At 47.9% G+C, this 18,068-nt stretch carries 15 protein-coding genes and 1 other annotated feature (1 of these 16 only partly in view); of the genes, 2 read left to right on the forward strand and 13 right to left on the reverse strand.

The annotated features are described in order from the left end of the window. Window positions 1-68 (reverse strand) — a binding site (T-box leader) (it extends 186 nt beyond the left edge of the window). A gap of 142 nt (window positions 69-210) precedes the next feature. From hisC to EL173_RS07545, 4 genes are all read right to left on the reverse strand, one after another. Beyond that, entirely contained in the window at window positions 211-1,308 is a 1,098-nt protein-coding gene (gene hisC, locus EL173_RS07530; protein WP_005689367.1) for a histidinol-phosphate transaminase, read from the reverse strand. A 224-nt stretch (window positions 1,309-1,532) separates the two neighbouring features. Further along, on the reverse strand, window positions 1,533-2,093 hold the full coding sequence (locus tag EL173_RS07535) for an NUDIX hydrolase (protein WP_005687478.1): 561 nt from the start codon (window positions 2,091-2,093) through the stop codon (window positions 1,533-1,535). A gap of 48 nt (window positions 2,094-2,141) precedes the next feature. Then, the gene (locus tag EL173_RS07540; RefSeq protein ID WP_005687475.1) at window positions 2,142-3,008 is read right to left on the reverse strand and encodes a DegV family protein; all 867 of its coding nucleotides are present in this window, start codon (window positions 3,006-3,008) and stop codon (window positions 2,142-2,144) included. Window positions 3,009-3,171: 163 nt separating this feature from the next. Continuing rightward, window positions 3,172-4,122 (reverse strand): hypothetical protein, encoded by a 951-nt coding sequence (locus tag EL173_RS07545; protein WP_005689371.1) that lies wholly within the window; start codon window positions 4,120-4,122, stop codon window positions 3,172-3,174. 358 nt (window positions 4,123-4,480) lie between these two features. On the opposite strand from EL173_RS07545, the gene EL173_RS07550 reads away from it, so the two are divergent. Both EL173_RS07550 and EL173_RS07555 read left to right on the forward strand, forming a co-directional pair. After that, window positions 4,481-6,184, forward strand: coding sequence for an NFACT RNA binding domain-containing protein (locus EL173_RS07550; protein WP_005689374.1), 1,704 nt, complete (start codon window positions 4,481-4,483; stop codon window positions 6,182-6,184). A gap of 13 nt (window positions 6,185-6,197) precedes the next feature. Beyond that, window positions 6,198-6,509 (forward strand): MazG-like family protein, encoded by a 312-nt coding sequence (locus EL173_RS07555; protein WP_005687469.1) that lies wholly within the window; start codon window positions 6,198-6,200, stop codon window positions 6,507-6,509. A 119-nt stretch (window positions 6,510-6,628) separates the two neighbouring features. Here the strand turns inward: EL173_RS07555 and EL173_RS07560 are convergent, their stop codons facing one another. From EL173_RS07560 to EL173_RS07600, 9 genes are all read right to left on the reverse strand, one after another. After that, entirely contained in the window at window positions 6,629-7,771 is a 1,143-nt protein-coding gene (locus tag EL173_RS07560; RefSeq protein WP_005687468.1) for a PTS sugar transporter subunit IIC, read from the reverse strand. A 245-nt stretch (window positions 7,772-8,016) separates the two neighbouring features. Next, window positions 8,017-8,655: an orotate phosphoribosyltransferase gene (gene pyrE, locus EL173_RS07565; RefSeq protein WP_005689376.1), complete on the reverse strand. Its 639-nt coding sequence runs from the start codon at window positions 8,653-8,655 to the stop codon at window positions 8,017-8,019. Further along, window positions 8,648-9,367: an orotidine-5'-phosphate decarboxylase gene (pyrF, locus tag EL173_RS07570; RefSeq protein ID WP_005689377.1), complete on the reverse strand. Its 720-nt coding sequence runs from the start codon at window positions 9,365-9,367 to the stop codon at window positions 8,648-8,650. Before pyrF ends, pyrE begins: the two co-directional genes overlap by 8 nt. Beyond that, complete coding sequence (locus EL173_RS07575) at window positions 9,364-10,236, reverse strand: dihydroorotate dehydrogenase (RefSeq protein WP_014571339.1); 873 nt, start codon at window positions 10,234-10,236, stop codon at window positions 9,364-9,366. The genes pyrF and EL173_RS07575 overlap by 4 nt, the downstream gene beginning before the upstream one ends. A 51-nt stretch (window positions 10,237-10,287) precedes the next feature. After that, window positions 10,288-13,470 carry a carbamoyl-phosphate synthase large subunit gene (carB, locus tag EL173_RS07580; RefSeq protein ID WP_005689379.1) on the reverse strand — a complete coding sequence of 1,061 codons (3,183 nt, stop codon included), beginning with the start codon at window positions 13,468-13,470 and terminating at the stop codon, window positions 10,288-10,290. A gap of 2 nt (window positions 13,471-13,472) precedes the next feature. Then, window positions 13,473-14,555 carry a carbamoyl phosphate synthase small subunit gene (locus tag EL173_RS07585; RefSeq protein WP_005689380.1) on the reverse strand — a complete coding sequence of 361 codons (1,083 nt, stop codon included), beginning with the start codon at window positions 14,553-14,555 and terminating at the stop codon, window positions 13,473-13,475. Next, entirely contained in the window at window positions 14,552-15,826 is a 1,275-nt protein-coding gene (locus tag EL173_RS07590; protein ID WP_005689381.1) for a dihydroorotase, read from the reverse strand. Before EL173_RS07590 ends, EL173_RS07585 begins: the two co-directional genes overlap by 4 nt. 3 nt (window positions 15,827-15,829) lie before the next feature. Beyond that, window positions 15,830-16,771 (reverse strand): aspartate carbamoyltransferase catalytic subunit, encoded by a 942-nt coding sequence (locus EL173_RS07595; RefSeq protein ID WP_014571340.1) that lies wholly within the window; start codon window positions 16,769-16,771, stop codon window positions 15,830-15,832. Then, window positions 16,758-18,065, reverse strand: coding sequence for a uracil-xanthine permease family protein (locus tag EL173_RS07600; protein WP_005689383.1), 1,308 nt, complete (start codon window positions 18,063-18,065; stop codon window positions 16,758-16,760). The genes EL173_RS07595 and EL173_RS07600 overlap by 14 nt, the downstream gene beginning before the upstream one ends. Window positions 18,066-18,068 lie beyond the last annotated feature (3 nt).

Below are 18,068 nucleotides of genomic sequence, written 5' to 3' on the forward strand. Positions count from 1 at the left end.
CGCGTTCTCAGCAATCGGCGCTCTCTGTGGATTGGTGCCAACCTACTTGGTCTAATCACAACTTCATGGCTATTGATTTAATGTGACTCTCATCATAACGACATTTTAAAAATTGTCAACCATATTTTTTGAATGTGCGGCAAAAAACTTTTTCAATGATCGATTATTTGTTTTTTTATTTTGGCATTTTTATAAACAAATATGCAAAAATTAGCTAATATTTGAAGTCTGTTTGATTCCTAAAAAAGTCAGTAACAGTTGTTGAACTTCCGCATCTTGCTTTGGCGTTCCAAAGCTTTGACGAATCCAGCCAGGAACCATGCTGTCTCGCACCAGATAACCGTGCTGTTTCAGGAAAGTGCCCAGTGCTTGCGGATCATTGACCTGATAGAGCATGAAATTGGTTTGCGTGGCATAATGGCGGATTTGGTGCTGGTCAAAAAATTGATCCCATTGCTTCCGGGTGGCAAAAATCTGTTGTTTTACCTTGCGTGTGAATGTCTGATCTTCCCAGGCCGCTAAAGCCGCTGCCTGACTCATGCCGCTGATGTTGTACGGGAGACGAACATTTTGCATTTTGGGGATGAGTGCTTTAGGAACAATACTGAAGCCAACCCGGAAATTTGCTAACCCGTATAATTTCGAGAAGGTTCGCATGACGAGCAGATTGGGAAACTGATGGGTTAACGATAGCGTGGATGGCTCGGGCTGATCGACAAAATCGATATACGCTTCGTCCACGACAACGAGAATGTTGGGCGGCACCTGCTTCATAAACTGCGTGATTTGATCCGGGGGCAAATAAGTACCTGTCGGATTGTTTGGGTTGCACACCCAGATCACTTTGGTTTTTGTCGTGATGTGGGCTAATAACGCGTCAAGATCAATCTCCCCGGTCGCCGCAATCACGGGGGCATTAATCGTTGTGGCTCCGGCAATGGCGGCTTGTAACTGGTACTCCGGGTAAGTCGGCCAAGGTTGTAGGCTCTCATCGCCTACTTCTAAAAAGGTGCGACAAATCAAAGCAATCATTTCGTCTAACCCACTGGAAAAAAGTAATTGCTCCGCTGGAACGCCCAACCGTTTGGCAACCGCGGTCCGCAATGGCAAAGCATCCGGATCAGGATAATTGCGTGCCTGGGAAAAGGCCCATTTTTCAAGCGCTGCCTGGACCTTTGGCGAGGTACCGACCGGATTTTCATTGAATGACAAGCGCGTCATTTTAGCCAAACCGGCCGCTTTGGCGATTCTTTCCGGGGTGCTGTCTGAGACATAATCCGGCAGCCCGGCAATACTGTTGCGTAACATTACGCCACCTGCTTTCTTAATTGTCTTAGAGTTTACCCGTTATATCGAAAAATGTAAATATATTATGCATAAATATCCATATGAGTACAATCGTGTCTGCTCATTTTTTGCGCAATCACGTTATTAAAAAACCAAGCCAGTACGCAACAGAATTTGCTAATGATGCGGATTGACTTGGTTAAAGTTGGTTATTCATTCGTCATAAAATGACAAAAATGTGCGCTTTATTTTTTGGCGACAAAGGCTAAGTAATAAGTGACCGCTGCTACCGTCTGAGCGGAATTGATTTTGCCACTTTTAACTCCGGCGACTAGTTCGCTGAATGGCACGAGCCGGCTGGTGACAAATTCATCGGGATCAAAATCCTGAGAAGTTTTGGCCGCCAAATCAAGTTTTGCCAAGACGAGATGGACGGTTTCATCCGTCATGCCTTCGCTTGAACGGACGGCGGTTAACCACTGAAGATCATGCGTGATATAGCCGGTTTCTTCGCGCAGTTCCCGGCTGGCGGCAGTTTGCCAATCTTCACCGGCATCGATTAAGCCGGCGGGCAACGCATAAACTTCACTGTTCGTCGCCACGCGGTATTCACGATTAATTAACACCCGATTGTCATGAGTCAACGCCAACATTGCCACCGCGTTAGCATGCCGAATTAAGTCACGTTTAACGGTTAGGCCATCAGGCGTTTTGATTTTTTGCGTCACAATGTCAAAAATCGGGCCATGATAATGCGGGGTCTCACTCAAAATAGTCCCCTTTGCTAAAGGGTGATCAAAAAACATACCGCCATCTCCTCAATGAAAAAAGCCGCGCTGATACGCGACTTGAAATTAAGCTTTCGTAAAATCTTTCATCCATGCCAACGCAATCGCCTTTTCGCCCAGATGGGTACCGACAACCGGGCCAAAGTAAGATAGCTCGAACGGTACATTCGGAAACTTTTGCTCCAGATCGGCCATCCAGCGCTGCGCTTCTTCCGGATCGTTTGCGTGGATTACGACCGCTCGAACAGGATAGTCAACCTTCGCCAATGTTTCCTGGAAAAGTGTTTCAACACGCGCGTAAGCTTTCTTGATCGAACGTATCTTTTCAATTGCAACGATTTTGTGCGATTGATCATCAAACGTCAGTAACGGCTTGATCTTCAGCATGCCGCCGATAAAGGCCGAAGCATTGCTCAACCGACCGCCTCGAACCAGATTCTGCAAGTCGTTGACAATAAAGTATTCACCCATGGTTGCCCGTAAATCATCCAGGCGCGCTAATATTGCTTGCGGGTCTTTGCCGGCTTCTGCCATTTGTGCGGCTGCCAGCACCAGCCAACCCATTAAAATGACCGTGATCTGGGAATCATAAACATAAACTTTAGCGCCATGAACCTCGTCAACCGCACCCTTTAAAGTATTCACAAACCCGGAGATTGTGCTGGCTAAGTGGATACTAATAATGGTGTCGTAACCTTCATTAGCAAGATTTTCATATAACTTCAGCATTTCGCCCAGCGGTGGTTGCGTGGTACTTGGAAACGTTTTGGCAGTTTTGAGTTTGGCATAAAATTCTTGTGTGGTAATATCTTTACCTTCGTCATAAACTTCGCCGTCAAGAATGACCGGAATCGGCACCACAGTGATGTGATGTTGATCAATTTCGGTTTGCGGCAGATAACAGGTACTATCCGTCACGATAGCAATTTTCATACAGGCACCCACTTCTTCAAAAATGATTGTCTACATCATACCATAAAAAAACGAGTTGTAAGCAGCGCGCAACCAGGAGCGCTCGGAAATCCAAGCACGTTTGGCTGGGTTTGGAGCAGTTAGGTTCGTGGCTTTTTGAGTCAAACCCAAAAGCTTTAGCTGATTAATTGGACCCCTCACCAGTTTGGGCAGTTCCGCTTGTTTGACTGCTAGTTGTACCGGTCGTATCACTGCTGTCATTGCCCGATGTTGCGGTGTCACTGGAAGTTGCAGCCGTATCATCCCCGGGTTCATTAGATGTGGTTGGCGGCGTGGCGGGCGTTGTATTGGAAGTGCCTGTTGTGTTACCGGTTGCCGCGCCAGTTTGATTCCAGTTGCCATAGCCATAGCCACTGTAATAGGGAGAAGTATACTGAGAACTTGAGGTATTGGCAGTATTGTTACCGTACGTATTCGCAGCCCCAGCCGTGTTGGCGTTAGTTGAACTCGTCGCCGCATCGCTTGTTGTGGTCTGATTGGTTGCAGGTGTCGAAGTAGTGGCGTTATCAGCAGTTGTCTGCGTTTCTGCAGGTTGGCTTTGCTTTTCCGGTGCTTTTTGAGCGATTTGTTTCTGATACGCCCGCTTCAACTTGCTGGCCTTTTGCTTAATTGTTTGTAAAACATCGCGATTGTAGACAACAAGGCCTTGCTTGGTGAGATTAGCCAGCAATTTCTCAATTCCATCAAGTTTCTTTTGTAAGTCGGTGACTGAGATTTCTTTGAGCGCTTTTTTTGTCAACGTATTGTCTTTGAGTAACGCGTTATTCTGGTCCTGAAAATATTTAACATCGCGATCGACATAGTTTTGATAACGCGCCAGGACTTCATTGCTCGCGTTAGTCTGTTTGGCGTAACGCTTTTCGGCTGCTTTTAACTTTTTAAGTGTTTGCAGACGTTGGGTGTCGTTTTTTTGTGGTTGACCATACTGTTGCTTAAGATTATTCAAAATCACCTGAGTTTTTTCGGCTTGTTGCTTTTCGCCTTGAACGTGCTGGTATTTGACAACGCCCAATAATACCGCCGCGGCAATTAAAACCACTGTAACAAGCAATAGAATGCTTCGTTTGCCCTTCATTTTTCCCAATACCCTTTCATGAATAACTTTTTAACTGCCCTGCCCCATGCTGAGCAATTTTACGAACCAGACGCTGCCGAGAGCGATCAATCCCAAAATATTATGCGCGAAGATTAGAAAGCCGGGTTAGCCTAGTCGTTTCGGTTACACTATCAAATCTATTTTACCTGTTGTGACGACTATTGCCTACCACTAACAGACGATAATTAGTCTTGATGGAAAATGGTATGTGAGCGTCAGTCGGGCGTTATTCACAGATATCTTTTTAATCCGGCATGTCACGTGACGTTGACAGCTTTGCCTTACGCGCCTAAAACCGGTAAAATGATTGGGACAATTGGAAAGCGAGCGGATCGATATGTCTTTTGACGGAATTTTTACCCATGCCATGGCCCAGGAGCTTAATACCACGTTAAGCGGCGGGCGGGTTGCTAAAATTCAACAACCTTATGAAAATGAAATTATCATCACGATTCGAGCTGGACGCAAGAACCATCCCTTGTTGCTCTCAGCTAATCCACAGTATGCGCGGGTGCAAATTACCCACATTCCATTTACAAATCCAGACGTTCCTGCAACCTTCACGATGACGTTGCGGAAGTATTTTAACGCGGCTACGTTAACAGAGATTCACCAAGTGCAAAACGATCGGGTACTACACTTTGAATTCTCCACGCGGGATGAATTGGGGGATGAACTGGGGCTGCGCTTGATCATTGAAATGATGGGTCGGCACAGTAACATCTTTTTAGTCAGCAAGCGCACCGGCAAAATTATTGATCTCATTCGCCACGTTTCTGCGGATCAAAATCGCTATCGTCCGTTGATGCCCGGTGCCCCGTATGTCGAGCCGCCTAAGCAAGATAAAGTGGATCCGTTTCATGATTCGGAGCGGATTTATCACGAACTTGAACGTCAGGTAACACCTTCATTGAGTCGCGCCACCTTGCTTCAGCAACATTACCAAGGACTTGCTAAGGATTCTGCATCTGAATTGGCCCTGCGACTCAATCAAGGCGATGCCGGCTGGGATAGCTTTTTTGCGGCGCTGGCAACACCTGAACCGACTATTACAACCCAAGGGAAAAAAGCCGTTTTTACCGCGATCCCGTATCAGTCTCTGACCGGCGAACAGCAACATTTTTCAACCTTAAGCGCGATGCTGGATGCCTATTATGCGCAAAAAGCGGAACATGACCGGGTTTTGCAACAAGGCGGCAACCTGATTCATGTGATCAAGAATGTGATTGATAAAGATCGCAAAAAGCAGCGCAAATTAAAGCGAACGCTGGAAGAAACCGAAAAAGCCGATGATTATCGAATTCGCGGCGAGATTCTGACGACTTATCTGAGTCAAGTCAAACGCGGCATGACGAGTATTGAACTGCCTAATTTCTATGCTGATAATGAGCCGATTAAGATCACCTTGTCCAATCAGCTGACGCCATCACGCAACGCCCAGAAATATTTTGCCAAGTATACGAAATTACGCAATGCAGTGGCACATGTTCACCAGCAAATGCAAGAAAACCAAGAAGAACTCGACTACCTTGAAGGCATTATGGCGCAGATTGATGTAGCTAGTCCGAAAGATTTAGTCGATATTCGATTGGAATTACAGCAACAAGGCTATCTGCGTAAACAGAAGTCCGGGAAAAAAGGCAATAAACGCCAAAAAGTCTCCAAACCAGATCAATTCTATGCCAGTGACGGCACTAAAATCTGGGTCGGAAAAAACAACCTGCAAAATGATCAGTTGACCTTACACACCGCGAAGAAAACTGACATTTGGCTGCACGTCAAAGATATCCCGGGATCACACGTGATTATCGACAGCAGTGATCCCAGTGAGAAAACCTTGCTGGAAGCAGCCGAGCTGGCAGCGTATTTTTCCAAAGCGCGCGACAGTGCCAATGTTCCGGTTGACTGGATTGAGGTTAAAAAGATTCGTAAGCCTAATGGAGCCAAACCCGGCTTTGTCATTTACGAAGGCCAAAAAACAGTGAGTGTAACGCCTGACGCTGATTTAGTCGCCAAGCTGCGCAACCCGCCGACAAAATAGGAGATGCATGTTTATGTCAGAATCATCAGCCCAAATCAGCCGCCCACTTCAGGAACATATCATCGCCAACAAAGTCAAACATGGCTGGAATACCACCGACACTAACTTTGAAATGCTGCTGGCTTATCATGAAATGGCGGAATTGACGACAGCGTTGCTTAAACACGATCAAGCTAATATCGCTGAAGAACTGGCAGATGTTACCATTTACCTGCTGGGAATCGCTGAAATAAAAGGAATTGATTTAGCCCAGGCCGTGAACGACAAAGTGACAATCAATGATCACCGTGTATACGATGCTCAAGGACACAAGCATTTGGAGTAAGTATGCTGGCTTTAGTGCGCTAAGATTGCTGCTAACTTTAAACCACAAAAAATCGACCTTAAGCTAGCATGTTGATTGCTGCTCAAGATCGATTTTTTGATTCATCTGCTGGTACTACCCTATCCCAAAAACTTAAAGACAACTTTACTATCAAATAGCTTGAATGTTTTTTCAAATAGTAACTTACTTAAAAGTGCAGCGGCAATTGGCACCGCGAACCAGCACAGTAAGACCAAGGGAATTGCCAGCCCGGCATCTAATGAAGCTAGTGGGCCGACCATACCGACCATACCAAAACCGGCTGATTGTGGGGTTCCGCTGACCCCTAGCAGCGCAACCGGAATGGCAGAAACGATGGCGGTGAATAGACACGGCAGTAGGATAATCGGATGTTTAAACAGATTGGGCATCATTAACTTCATTGCGCCCAGTGCAATTGCCAGCGTCACGCCGGATTTATTGACATTCCAGGAGAAAACAACCAACGCAATAGCAGTTGCCGCCACACCCATAGCCGATGCGCCTGCCGAAATACCGTTCAGTTGAATGGCTAGCCCAATGGCAACGGTTGAAATCGGACTGATAATCAAAGTAGCAAACGAGCAGCAAATTAAAATGGCCATGAGAATTGGCTGCAAGGTGGTAAAGCTGTTGATGAGTTCCCCAATGGCGGTTGTGAAAGCCGCAATAAACGGTAGCAGTAAGACACCTATATAAGCCGTACCACAACCAACCAGAATCGGCATGGCCACTACTGCCGTTGAACCGAACCGATCTTTAATCCAGATCAGGAGAAGTACGGCAATCGAGGCAGTAATCATGGTATTGATCAAATCGCCGGTACCTGAACCCACATAGGCTTTCAGCGCCGGATTAAACTTAACGACTCCGGAGCCAACAAATGCCGCTCCAGCTGTCACCATCATCTGCATGGGATTCAATTCGAACTGTAAGGCGATCAAGCCCCCGATAATCAATGGCGTGGCAAGTTGAAAAATGACGGCAATCTGTGTCAACGTCACCGCAAATGTATTCGTACCCAGATATTTCAGAATGCCGGATAAGACGGCATTGGGAATGAGGCCGATAATGACACCCAAAGCGGTACCTGATAAGACCTTATTAAGAAAAACTGTCACCGTTAATTTGGAAGACTTTTGCTTGGCGTGCCGATCTTCAACCAGCCCGCTTTCTTTGCCGGCTTCTTCCTCAGCTAGTGCATGTGCAGCAGCTGTTAACTCTTTATTTGCCGAATCTGCCATGGGACTTCACCTCTTCTATAATGTTGGATCTATATAAATCAAAATAACCATCCGCTTGTGATGATTGTTATGAGAATATTAACAGAAGATGGCATATTTAGTCCATAGTTAATTTTGGCTTAATACTACTCTCACCTTTTTAATATACGCAAAAAAATCGGATGCAAGATATTTTTAATCTTCCATCCGATTTTTAGGTATCATAAGAGTCCTACTTGTGCAGTATCGTCACAAGCTTATGGTCGTTAAAACTGGACGCCCCACTTGGCCGGATCTTCACGCCATTGATGCAACGAAGCCAATTGGGCACTCGTAATCGCCCCTTGCGCTTCGGCGGTTTGAATCAAGGCTGTGTAATTCGTCAACGTGAAGAACGGTAGCCCTGCTTTGGCGAAGTTTGCTGTCACCGCGGCGAGTTGGTAACTGAAAATTGCTGCGACTCCGAGAACGTTCACGCCGTCTTTTTGCGCGGCGGCAACGGCTCCAAGAACCGAGCCACCGGTTGACAGCAAATCATCAATGACGACTAACTTGGCATCTGCAGAAAGGTGGCCTTCGATCTGGCGTCCCTGACCGTGATCTTTAGGCTTACTGCGAATATACACCAGTGGCAGGTTAAGTAAGTTGGCAACCAATGCGGCATGGGGAATGCCAGCAGTCGCAACGCCACCAATGGCAGTCACATCAGGATAATGGGCCACAATCTCTTGTGCCAATCCAGCTGCGATTTTGCTACGAACGTCTGGGTAGCCGATTGTGAGCCGATTGTCGGTATAGATCGGGCTTTTTAGACCACTTGCCCAAGTAAACGGTGCTTCTGGTCGTAAGGTTACCGCTTTGATTCGTAACAAGTCGCTGGCAATTTGATTTTCTAATTTAGTCATGTGCTGTCTCCCACGCTTTCTTAATTGATTGATAGGCTGCAACCGGGTCATCAGCTTGCGTAATCGGGCGACCGATGACAATAGCCGAACTGCCCAGACGTTTAGCACGGCCTGGTGTCACGACGCGTTTTTGATCGCCCACAGCGGTGCCGCGCGGACGAATACCCGGGGTTACCACCAGAAAATCAGGTTTGGTGACACTGCGAATGAGTGGTGTTTCTAAAGCACTCGCAACCACGCCATCTGCGTCACTGGCCTGGGCGATCGCTGCTAATCGTTGAACCGCCTGGCTAATTGGCATATCAATCGATAACTGATTCTCCAACATAGCTTGATCAGTGGAGGTTAGATGGGTAATGGCCAACATTTTTGGTGCCGGCTGGTGGGCTGCCTTGGCACCGGCTAATAACCCGCGCTTGGCTGCTAACATCATGTCTTTGCCGCCAGCTGCATGGACTGTTGTCAACGCGACCCCTAACCGCCCTAACTGCCACGCCGCCTTTTCAACGGTATTGGGAATGTCGTGTAGTTTTAAGTCTAAAAAGATGTCGACAGGGTGAGCGGCTTGAATCGCTTTGATAACGGCTGGCCCTTCCGCATAGAAAAGTTCCATGCCGATTTTGACAAATAATCGTTCGGTTTGAGGAAAAGCCTTTAAAAAATCTAGCGTGGTAGCCTGATCTTTGAAGTCGAGTGCAATGATGGGTGTCATACCGCCTGTCCTTCCTGAATACGTGCAAATTCTGCGGCAATTTTGGGGATTGCCTGTTCTTGGTAATAATTAGCTGAACCGATGGCGACTGCCTTGGCACCGGCTGCCAGCATCTCGGCGACGTCATGACCGGAACTGACGCCACCCATCCCGATAATCGGAATGTGAACCGTGTGCGCGACTTGATAAACCATATGCAACGCCATCGGGAACAGCGCCGGTCCGGAAACGCCACCGGTTACATTGGTCAAAATCGGTTCGCCAGTTTGGATATCTAAGCGCATGCCGACAAAGGTATTGATCAAAGAAATCCCATCTGCACCTGCTGCTTCAACAGCTTTGGCAATCGTAGTAATATCCGTTACATTCGGCGTCAATTTAACAAAGATAGGAACGGAACTAGCTTCCTTGACTGCTTTTGTTACCGCAGCGGCCACGGAGGGATCGGTTCCAAACGCCATGCCGCCTTGGTCGACATTCGGGCACGAGATGTTGACTTCTAGCGCTTTTACATTTGGGGCGGCGCTTAACTTTTTGGCTACTGCTGTATATTCAGCAACATCGGCGCCCGCAATGCTAGCGATAATCGGTAAGTCTGGGTAATGGGACGCGAGCCACGGCAGCTTTTCGTGTAACACGACCTCTGCTCCGGGGTTTTTTAGCCCAACCGCATTCAGCGTACTGCTTGGCCCGTCAGCATAAATCTTGCCTTGATTGCCGATTCGGGGCATTAAAGTCGTTGATTTGGTAACCAAAGCACCTAATAGATTGAGATCATATTGTTTGGCGTAACCTTCGCCAAACCCAAATGTCCCGCTGGCGGGCATAAAGGGGTTCTTCATCGTCAAACCCGGTAACTGGATGGCCATGTGCGCTTCCTCCTCCGCTAACCTGCGTATCCTTTTTTGGATCAGCTGATACTAACTGCGAATCGGTGTCATTGAGAAGGCACGCGATTCCAATACTTTCAAAATGGCATCGGCCGTGTCAAGGCTCGTCATTAACGGCACGCCATGCTCAATCGCGGTTTCCCGAATGCGGAATCCATCGCTTGACGCCTTTTTATCTGCCGTCATAGTGTTAATGACCAGTTGAATCTTGCGGTCGGCAATGTCTTCGAGAATCGTTTCTTTACCACTGTCAAGCTTTTCAATCGTCGCGACCGTAATCCCGGCGGCTTCAAACGCCTTTGCTGTGCCGCTGGTAGCAACTAACTGGTAGCCTACTTCACGGAAGCGCTTAGCCAGCTCGGTAGCTTCAACTTTATCGGCATCCTTAACCGTGATTAAAGCGCGGCCAAATTGTGGCAAGTGCATACCTGCTGCTTCGAACGCCTTGTATAAAGCTTTTGCCAGCGTTGTATCGCTGCCCATGACTTCTCCGGTGGATTTCATTTCCGGTCCAAGCAGACTGTCAACGTGATTGAGTTTGGAGAAACTGAAGACCGGCGCTTTGACGTGGATACCAGCTTGATTAGGCAGCAGACCAGTCGTAAAGCCTTGTTCCTTCAAACTTAAACCGAGGATGGCCAAGGTTGCGACTTGAGCCAGTTTAACGTTTGTGACCTTGCTCAAAAATGGAACAGTCCGACTTGCCCGCGGGTTGACTTCAATGACATAAGCCTTGCCTTGATGAATGATGAATTGCACGTTCATCAAGCCGATGCAGTTTAAAGCGCGCGACAGTTTGATGGTTGCATCGGTAATCTGGTCAATAATATCCTGACTAAATGTTTGCGGTGGATAAACGGCCATCGAATCACCGCTATGAATGCCGGCGCGCTCAATGTGCTCCATGATGCCAGGCAGTACCACGGTTTCACCGTCGGAAATGCAATCGACTTCGCATTCTTTGCCGACTAAATAGTGGTCAATCAAAACTGGATGGTCGTGCGAAACCGATACCGCGCGATCAATGTAACTCGCTAATTCGTCAGCATCGTGAACGATTTCCATTGCCCGGCCGCCTAAAACATAACTTGGGCGAACCAAAACGGGATAACCAATTTTATCGGCGACTGCTAAAGCGCCATCTTTGTCAGTAGCCGTACCGCCTTCTGGTTGCGGTAACTTAAGTTCTTTAATGACTTGATCAAACAAGTCCCGATCCTCGGCCCGGTTGAGGTCGGCTACCGAGGTTCCCAGAATCTTAATGCCCCGTTTTGCAAGCGGTTCGGCTAAATTAATCGCAGTTTGGCCGCCAAATTGAACGATAACCCCTTTTGGTTGCTCCAGGTCAATGACATTCAGGACATCTTCAAGCGTCAACGGTTCAAAATACAGTTTATCCGCAATTGAAAAGTCGGTTGAGACGGTTTCGGGGTTACTGTTCATAATGATCGCTTCATACCCGGCTTTTTGGATCGCCTTAACACTATGAACCGTGGCATAATCGAATTCCACCCCTTGGCCAATTCGGATGGGGCCGGAACCGATTACCAGAATACTTGGTTTATCACTCTTGGTGCTTTCCGTGCTGCTTTCATAGGTGCTGTAGTAGTATGGGGTGTCGCTGGCAAACTCGCCGGCACAGGTATCGACCATTTTATAAACCGGTAAAATATGCTGTTCCTTACGCATCTGGCGAATTTGGTCGGCGTGCAATCCCCAGAGTTTGGCAATTTCTTCGTCCGCAAACCCATACCGTTTTACTTCAGCTAGTAATGATAAATCAGCTTTGTGGGCGGCTAATTCCCGTTCCAATTCAACAATATGCTTGATCTTGTCGAGGAAAAACGGATTCATTTTGGATAATTCCGCAACTTCATCAATCGTGTAATCACGACGGAAGGCTTCGGCTAGATAAAAGAGGCGTTCATCGTTGGCCTGAATAATGTGTTTGCTTAGCTCATCATCACTTAGCTTAGAAAATTCAGGGCGCCGCGGGTGAATCAAACCGACTTCAAGCGAACGCACCGCTTTTAGTAAGCTTTCTTCAAGTGTGCGGCCAATTGCCATCACTTCGCCGGTTGCCTTCATTTGGGTGCCGAGGGTTCGATCACCATTTTCAAACTTGTCAAATGGGAACCGGGGTAATTTGGTGACCACATAGTCCAGTGCCGGCTCAAATTCGGCCCAGGTTTTCTTGGTGACTGGGTTCTTAATTTCGTCAAGGTTTAAGCCAACTGCGATTTTAGCGGCCATTTTAGCGATCGGATAACCGGTTGCTTTAGAAGCCAAAGCACTTGAGCGGGATACCCGAGGATTGACTTCGATGACGTAATATTTGAAGCTGTTGCGGTCGAGTGCGAATTGGACATTGCAGCCGCCTTCGATCTTCAAGGCCCGGATGATCTTGAGTGCCGAGTCACGTAACATCTGGACTTCTTTATCCGTTAAGGTTTGAGTTGGCGCAAAGACCATCGAATCACCGGTGTGCACCCCGACTGGATCGAAGTTTTCCATGTTGCAGACAACGATTGCGGAGTCGGAAGCATCGCGCATCACTTCAAATTCAATTTCTTTGTAACCGGCAATGGAGCGTTCGATCAAGACTTGGGTGACCGGGCTGAGGTTCAGGCCGTTTTCAGCAATTTCGGCTAATTCTTTTTCGTTGTCAGCGATACCGCCGCCAGTGCCGCCCATGGTGAACGCTGGTCGAATGATAACCGGGAACCCGATTTTGTCGGCAAATTCCTGCGCTTCTTGAACATTGTTTGCAATGGCTGATTCCGGCACCGGTTCGTGCAATTTTTGCATCAAATTTTTGAACAGTTCACGATCTTCGGCTTGGTCAATCGCGCTTAATTTGGTACCTAGCAATTCGATCCCAAGTTCGTCTAAAATGCCGGTATTGCTGAGCTTCATTGCAAGATTTAACCCGATTTGGCCGCCGATGGTTGGTAAAATGGCATCTGGCAACTCTTTGCGCAAAATCTGACTGACAAATTCGACAGTTAACGGTTCAATATAGACGCGATCAGCAATTTCGGTATCGGTCATAATCGTGGCCGGATTGGAGTTTACCAAAACAACTTCATAGCCTTCTTCACGTAATGCGAGACAGGCTTGCGTCCCTGAGTAATCAAATTCTGCGGCTTGACCGATGATAATTGGGCCAGAGCCGATCACTAAGATTTTATGAATATCTTGACGTTTTGGCATGATTATCCTTTCTGCGTACGATCTGAGAATGCATCCATCATTTCCATAAATTCATCAAAAAGATGGTCGGCGTCGTGTGGACCTGGCGCAGCATCCGGATGGAATTGGACGGTGAAAGCCGGATACAGGCGATGCCGCAACCCTTCTACCGTGCCATCGTTAATTTCCACGTGGGTGACCAGCAAGGTGTCCGGGTCAATGCTGTCAGGATCAACGGCGTAACCGTGGTTTTGACTGGTGAAATCAATGCGGCCGGTCGCAATTTCACGAACCGGATGATTGAACCCGCGGTGGCCGTATTTCATTTTGAAGGTGTCGGCGCCGTTTGCCAGTGCAAATAACTGGTGGCCAAGACAAATCCCGAATAGTGGAATCTTACCTTCAATGCCGCGAATCATATCCAATGCTTCCGGCACATCTTTCGGATCCCCAGGGCCATTGGTTAACATGACGCCATCCGGTGCTAATTCTAGAATGGTAGCCGCAGTGGTTGTGGACGGCAACACGGTCACGTTACATTGACGTTTAGCCAGTTCCCGTAAAATGCTATGTTTGAGGCCAAAATCAATGACCACCACATTGCGGCCAGTACCCGGTGCCGGATAAGCCTGCTGAGTCGAGACTTGTTGTACTTGATTCTTTGGCAGTACCAATGCTTTGAGCTGGTCAAAGGCATGTTCGTCGGCGGCATCCACAATACTGGCTTTCATGGCACCGACTTCCCGGATTTTTTTGGTCAGCGCCCGGGTGTCAACGCCGCTGATACCGGGAATATGTTTGCGCTTGAGAAATTCATCCAGCGTCATCTGACTACGCCAATTACCGGTGACCCTCGCAACGTCTCTAACCACAATCCCCTTTGCAGTCGGATCAATGCTTTCGTAATCATCACGGTTAATACCGACATTGCCGATGAGCGGTTGCGTGAATGTAATGATTTGGCCATTGTAACTTTGATCCGTAATGGTTTCTTGGTAGCCGCTCATGCCGGTGTTAAAAACAATTTCACCAGTCGTGACCGTTTCCGCACCAAAGCCGACGCCAGGAAAAACACTGCCGTCTTCCAGAATTAAATAGCGCTTCATGCTTGTCCTCCCTTTTGATAGGCGATTTGGCCGTGACTAATGGTATATAACGCCTGGCCTTGCACCTCTTCACCGATAAATGGTGAATTTTTACCTTTTGAAAACCAATCGGCGGGATCGATTTTATAAGAAGTTTCCAGATCCAAAATGGTTAAATCAGCGGGCCCACCAACTGTGATGTGACCACCTGGCAGTCCGAATTTGGCTGCCGGAATCGTGCTCATTTTGGCAATCAGTTGTTGGAGCGTGAACATTTTGGATTTAACGAACTTGGTGTACAGCAGTGGAAAGGCCGTTTCCGAACCGACGATCCCGAATGCGGCGGTTTTAAACGATCCCGTCTTTTCTTCAGCCGTGTGGGGTGCGTGATCCGTGGCAATCATGTCTAGTGTGCCGTCTTGCAAGCCTTCCAGTAATGCCAAATGATCAGCCCGTGAACGTAACGGTGGATTCATTTTAAACATGGGGTTATCGCCGGGGATGTTATTTTCATCAAGTAACAAATGATGCGGTGAGACTTCAGCGGTAACGTTGACGCCGCGTTTCTTGGCTTCGCGAATCAAGGCCACACTTTGGCGGGTTGAGATATGACAGGCGTGGTAATGAACGCCTGTGGCAGCTGCCAGGTCTAAGTCCCGAGCTAATTGACTGCTTTCGGTTTGGTTAATGATGCCAGGCAGGTTCAGTTTTTTGGCAACCGGACCGGCGTTGATCACGCCACCGTGCATGAGGCTTGCGTCTTCAATGTGAGCCACAATCGGCGCGTTTAACTTGGCTGCCTGTAGCATGGCTCGATACATGGTGTCAGCATCTTGAACCCCGACACCGTCATTGGAAAAACCAAGTGCACCGGCTGCTTGTAAGGCGGGCATGTCAACCACTTGATCCGAGTGCAGGTTTCGTGTAATGGGGGCAAACTGGCGAACGGTGATTTTGGCATCGCTACGATTCTTGGCCAGTAACGGCTTCAAAGTGGCGACTGTATCCGGCACCGGGTTTAAATTACTCATGGCGACAACGGTTGTAAACCCACCATGTGCTGCTGCCTGCGCACCGGTTTTAATGGTTTCTTTTGCGGTAAAACCGGGTTCGCGAAAATGAACATGAACGTCAATCAATCCTGGCACAACTGTCGCACCGGTGGCATCAATCACCGTTTCATCGGCTCGAGCTGTCAGTTGCTGGCCGATTGCCGTGATCTGCTCGCCGGTGATCTGGATATCGGCAGTGTATTCGGTGTCGCTAACGATGTGGGCATTTTTGATGAGCATGAGTTACTCCTCTCCGAAGTGACGGGCATTGATGACCGCTTCCAGCATGGCCATTCGCATGAAGACGCCATTTTGCATTTGCGTAAAGATCCGTGATTGTGGTCCGTCAACTAAATCGCTGGCTAATTCAACATCACGGTTAACCGGTGCCGGGTGCATGAAAATGGCATTGGGTTTCATGGTTTTAGCCAAGTCATCGGTAATGCCATACTTAGCATGATAACTTTCTTTAGAAAAGGCTTCGCGATTATCCTGATTGAAGCGTTCTAACTGAACCCGCAGCAGCATCAACACATCGACTTGTTTAACCAACTCCGGCACGCTGATGAAGTCGCCATAACGGTCAAAGCTAGGATCATACCACTGTTGCGGACCAGCAAAATGTAACGTAGCACCAAGTTTGTGCAGCATCTGCATATCACTGCGGGCAACCCGACTGTGGCTAAGGTCGCCGACAATCCCGATGTTCAAGCCTTCAAAATGACCGAATTCTTCGTGAATGGTCATCAGATCCAGCATCATTTGGGAAGGATGTTGCCCGGCACCGTCACCTGCATTCACAATGGCGGTTGTTGGCCATGCACCCATGAGTTCTTTATAATAGCCGTCTTTTGCGTGCCGCATCACCGCAATATTGACGCCGATTGCCCCAATGGTTTTAATGGTATCTTCCAGCGTTTCGCCTTTTGATACTGAACTGTGGGCCGGGTCGAACGGGATGACGGTTAGCCCTAGTTTGCGTTCGGCCATTTCAAAACTGGTATGCGTACGGGTACTATTTTCAAAAAATAAGTTAGCAGCATAAATTGGTTCCGGAAAATGAACGGTTTGACCGGCTTTGAAGTCTTCGGCGCGGTTGATTAACGCCATAGCACTTTTTTCATCAACCTGTTCAGCGGAAACAAAATCTTTAAACGGTGTATCTGTCAAATTAGATAAGGTCATTTTTCTCTGCCCCTTCTTCATTAGCGGCATGTTCTGGTAAAACAAAGTTCAGGAAGATTCCGATCACGGTTGCCAGTGCAAGGCCGGAAAATTGATAGCCGGCAAATTGCAGACTGGCATTGCCGATGCCGATCACAAGAATGGTCGAGGCAATCATCAGGTTGCGCTTCTTATCGAAGTCGACTTTGTTGTCAATTAAAACCCGTAAGCCATTGGAAGCAATCACCCCGAACAGCAGGAAACTAATGCCGCCAATAACCGGACTCGGGATGCTACGAATTAATGCGCTTAGCTTACCGATGAAGGCGAACAAGATGGCAAACATCCCTGCGCCGCCTAATACATAAACGCTGTGCACCTTCGTCATCGCAAGCACACCGATATTTTCGCCATAACTGGTGACAGGCGGGCCACCGACGAATCCAGCAATGATTGACGCGGTTCCGTCACCGGCTAAGGTATGGTTCAAGCCGGGATCCTTAAAGAAATCACGTTTAGTCAATTTGTTGAGTACCATGATGTGGCCCATATGTTCGGTCATCGTGACAAACGCAATCGGTGCCATGGATAAAATGGCTCCCCAGTAAAGTTGCGGCTGATAGCTGATAAAAGGCAGTTCAAACTTTGGCAGATCAAACCATGCCGCTTGTTGTACCGGCGTCAGATCAACAATGCCAAACAGCAAGGCCACCACATAGCCGGTGACAATTCCGAGTAAGATCGGCAAAAGACTAATAAATTTTTTGAGATACATGTTGTAAATGATGACGGATGCCAAGGTGATCATCGCAACGGCAAAGTATCGCAGGTCATAAACGCTCTTGGTGGCACTGATTGTACGCATGGTCGCATCGGTGGCGGCTGTGCCTGCCAAGGATAAGCCAATGACCATGACAATCGGACCGACCACGATTGGCGGTAGTGCCCGATCAATCCAAGCTGATCCGCTGCGAGCAACAATCAAGGCAACGATGAGATAAACGACACCGACTGCTACGGTGCCTTGTGCGATGGCTGGATAACCCGCACCTTTCATCAAAGCTTGCATGATCGTGATAAACGAGAAACTCGATCCCATGTACGCAGGAATCTTGCCACGCGTAATCAGGATATAAACTAAGGTGCCGACACCGCTTGAAAATAAGGCAATGCTTGGATCCAGTCCGACTAAAATCGGTACCAGCACAGTTGAACCGAACATGGCAAAAAGGTGCTGGATTGAAAGCCCCACCCATTGACCGAATTTCGGCTTATCACCGATATCCAGTACTGCTTCGTCATTATGAAAAGCCATTGA

It is taken from the genome of Lacticaseibacillus rhamnosus, assembly GCF_900636965.1.
GTDB classification, from domain to species: Bacteria; Bacillota; Bacilli; order Lactobacillales; family Lactobacillaceae; genus Lacticaseibacillus; species Lacticaseibacillus rhamnosus.

Excerpts from the sequence above, each read along its gene's own strand:
- hisC (WP_005689367.1), bottom strand. The coding sequence starts at position 1,308 with ATGTTACGCAACAGTATTGCCGGGCTGCCGGATTATGTCTCAGACAGC.
- EL173_RS07535 (WP_005687478.1), bottom strand. The coding sequence starts at position 2,093 with ATGTTTTTTGATCACCCTTTAGCAAAGGGGACTATTTTGAGTGAGACC.
- EL173_RS07540 (WP_005687475.1), bottom strand. The coding sequence starts at position 3,008 with ATGAAAATTGCTATCGTGACGGATAGTACCTGTTATCTGCCGCAAACC.
- EL173_RS07545 (WP_005689371.1), bottom strand. The coding sequence starts at position 4,122 with ATGAAGGGCAAACGAAGCATTCTATTGCTTGTTACAGTGGTTTTAATT.
- EL173_RS07550 (WP_005689374.1), top strand. The coding sequence starts at position 4,481 with ATGTCTTTTGACGGAATTTTTACCCATGCCATGGCCCAGGAGCTTAAT.
- EL173_RS07555 (WP_005687469.1), top strand. The coding sequence starts at position 6,198 with ATGTCAGAATCATCAGCCCAAATCAGCCGCCCACTTCAGGAACATATC.
- EL173_RS07560 (WP_005687468.1), bottom strand. The coding sequence starts at position 7,771 with ATGGCAGATTCGGCAAATAAAGAGTTAACAGCTGCTGCACATGCACTA.
- pyrE (WP_005689376.1), bottom strand. The coding sequence starts at position 8,655 with ATGACTAAATTAGAAAATCAAATTGCCAGCGACTTGTTACGAATCAAA.
- pyrF (WP_005689377.1), bottom strand. The coding sequence starts at position 9,367 with ATGACACCCATCATTGCACTCGACTTCAAAGATCAGGCTACCACGCTA.
- EL173_RS07575 (WP_014571339.1), bottom strand. The coding sequence starts at position 10,236 with ATGGCCATCCAGTTACCGGGTTTGACGATGAAGAACCCCTTTATGCCC.
- carB (WP_005689379.1), bottom strand. The coding sequence starts at position 13,470 with ATGCCAAAACGTCAAGATATTCATAAAATCTTAGTGATCGGCTCTGGC.
- EL173_RS07585 (WP_005689380.1), bottom strand. The coding sequence starts at position 14,555 with ATGAAGCGCTATTTAATTCTGGAAGACGGCAGTGTTTTTCCTGGCGTC.
- EL173_RS07590 (WP_005689381.1), bottom strand. The coding sequence starts at position 15,826 with ATGCTCATCAAAAATGCCCACATCGTTAGCGACACCGAATACACTGCC.
- EL173_RS07595 (WP_014571340.1), bottom strand. The coding sequence starts at position 16,771 with ATGACCTTATCTAATTTGACAGATACACCGTTTAAAGATTTTGTTTCC.
- EL173_RS07600 (WP_005689383.1), bottom strand. The coding sequence starts at position 18,065 with ATGGCTTTTCATAATGACGAAGCAGTACTGGATATCGGTGATAAGCCG.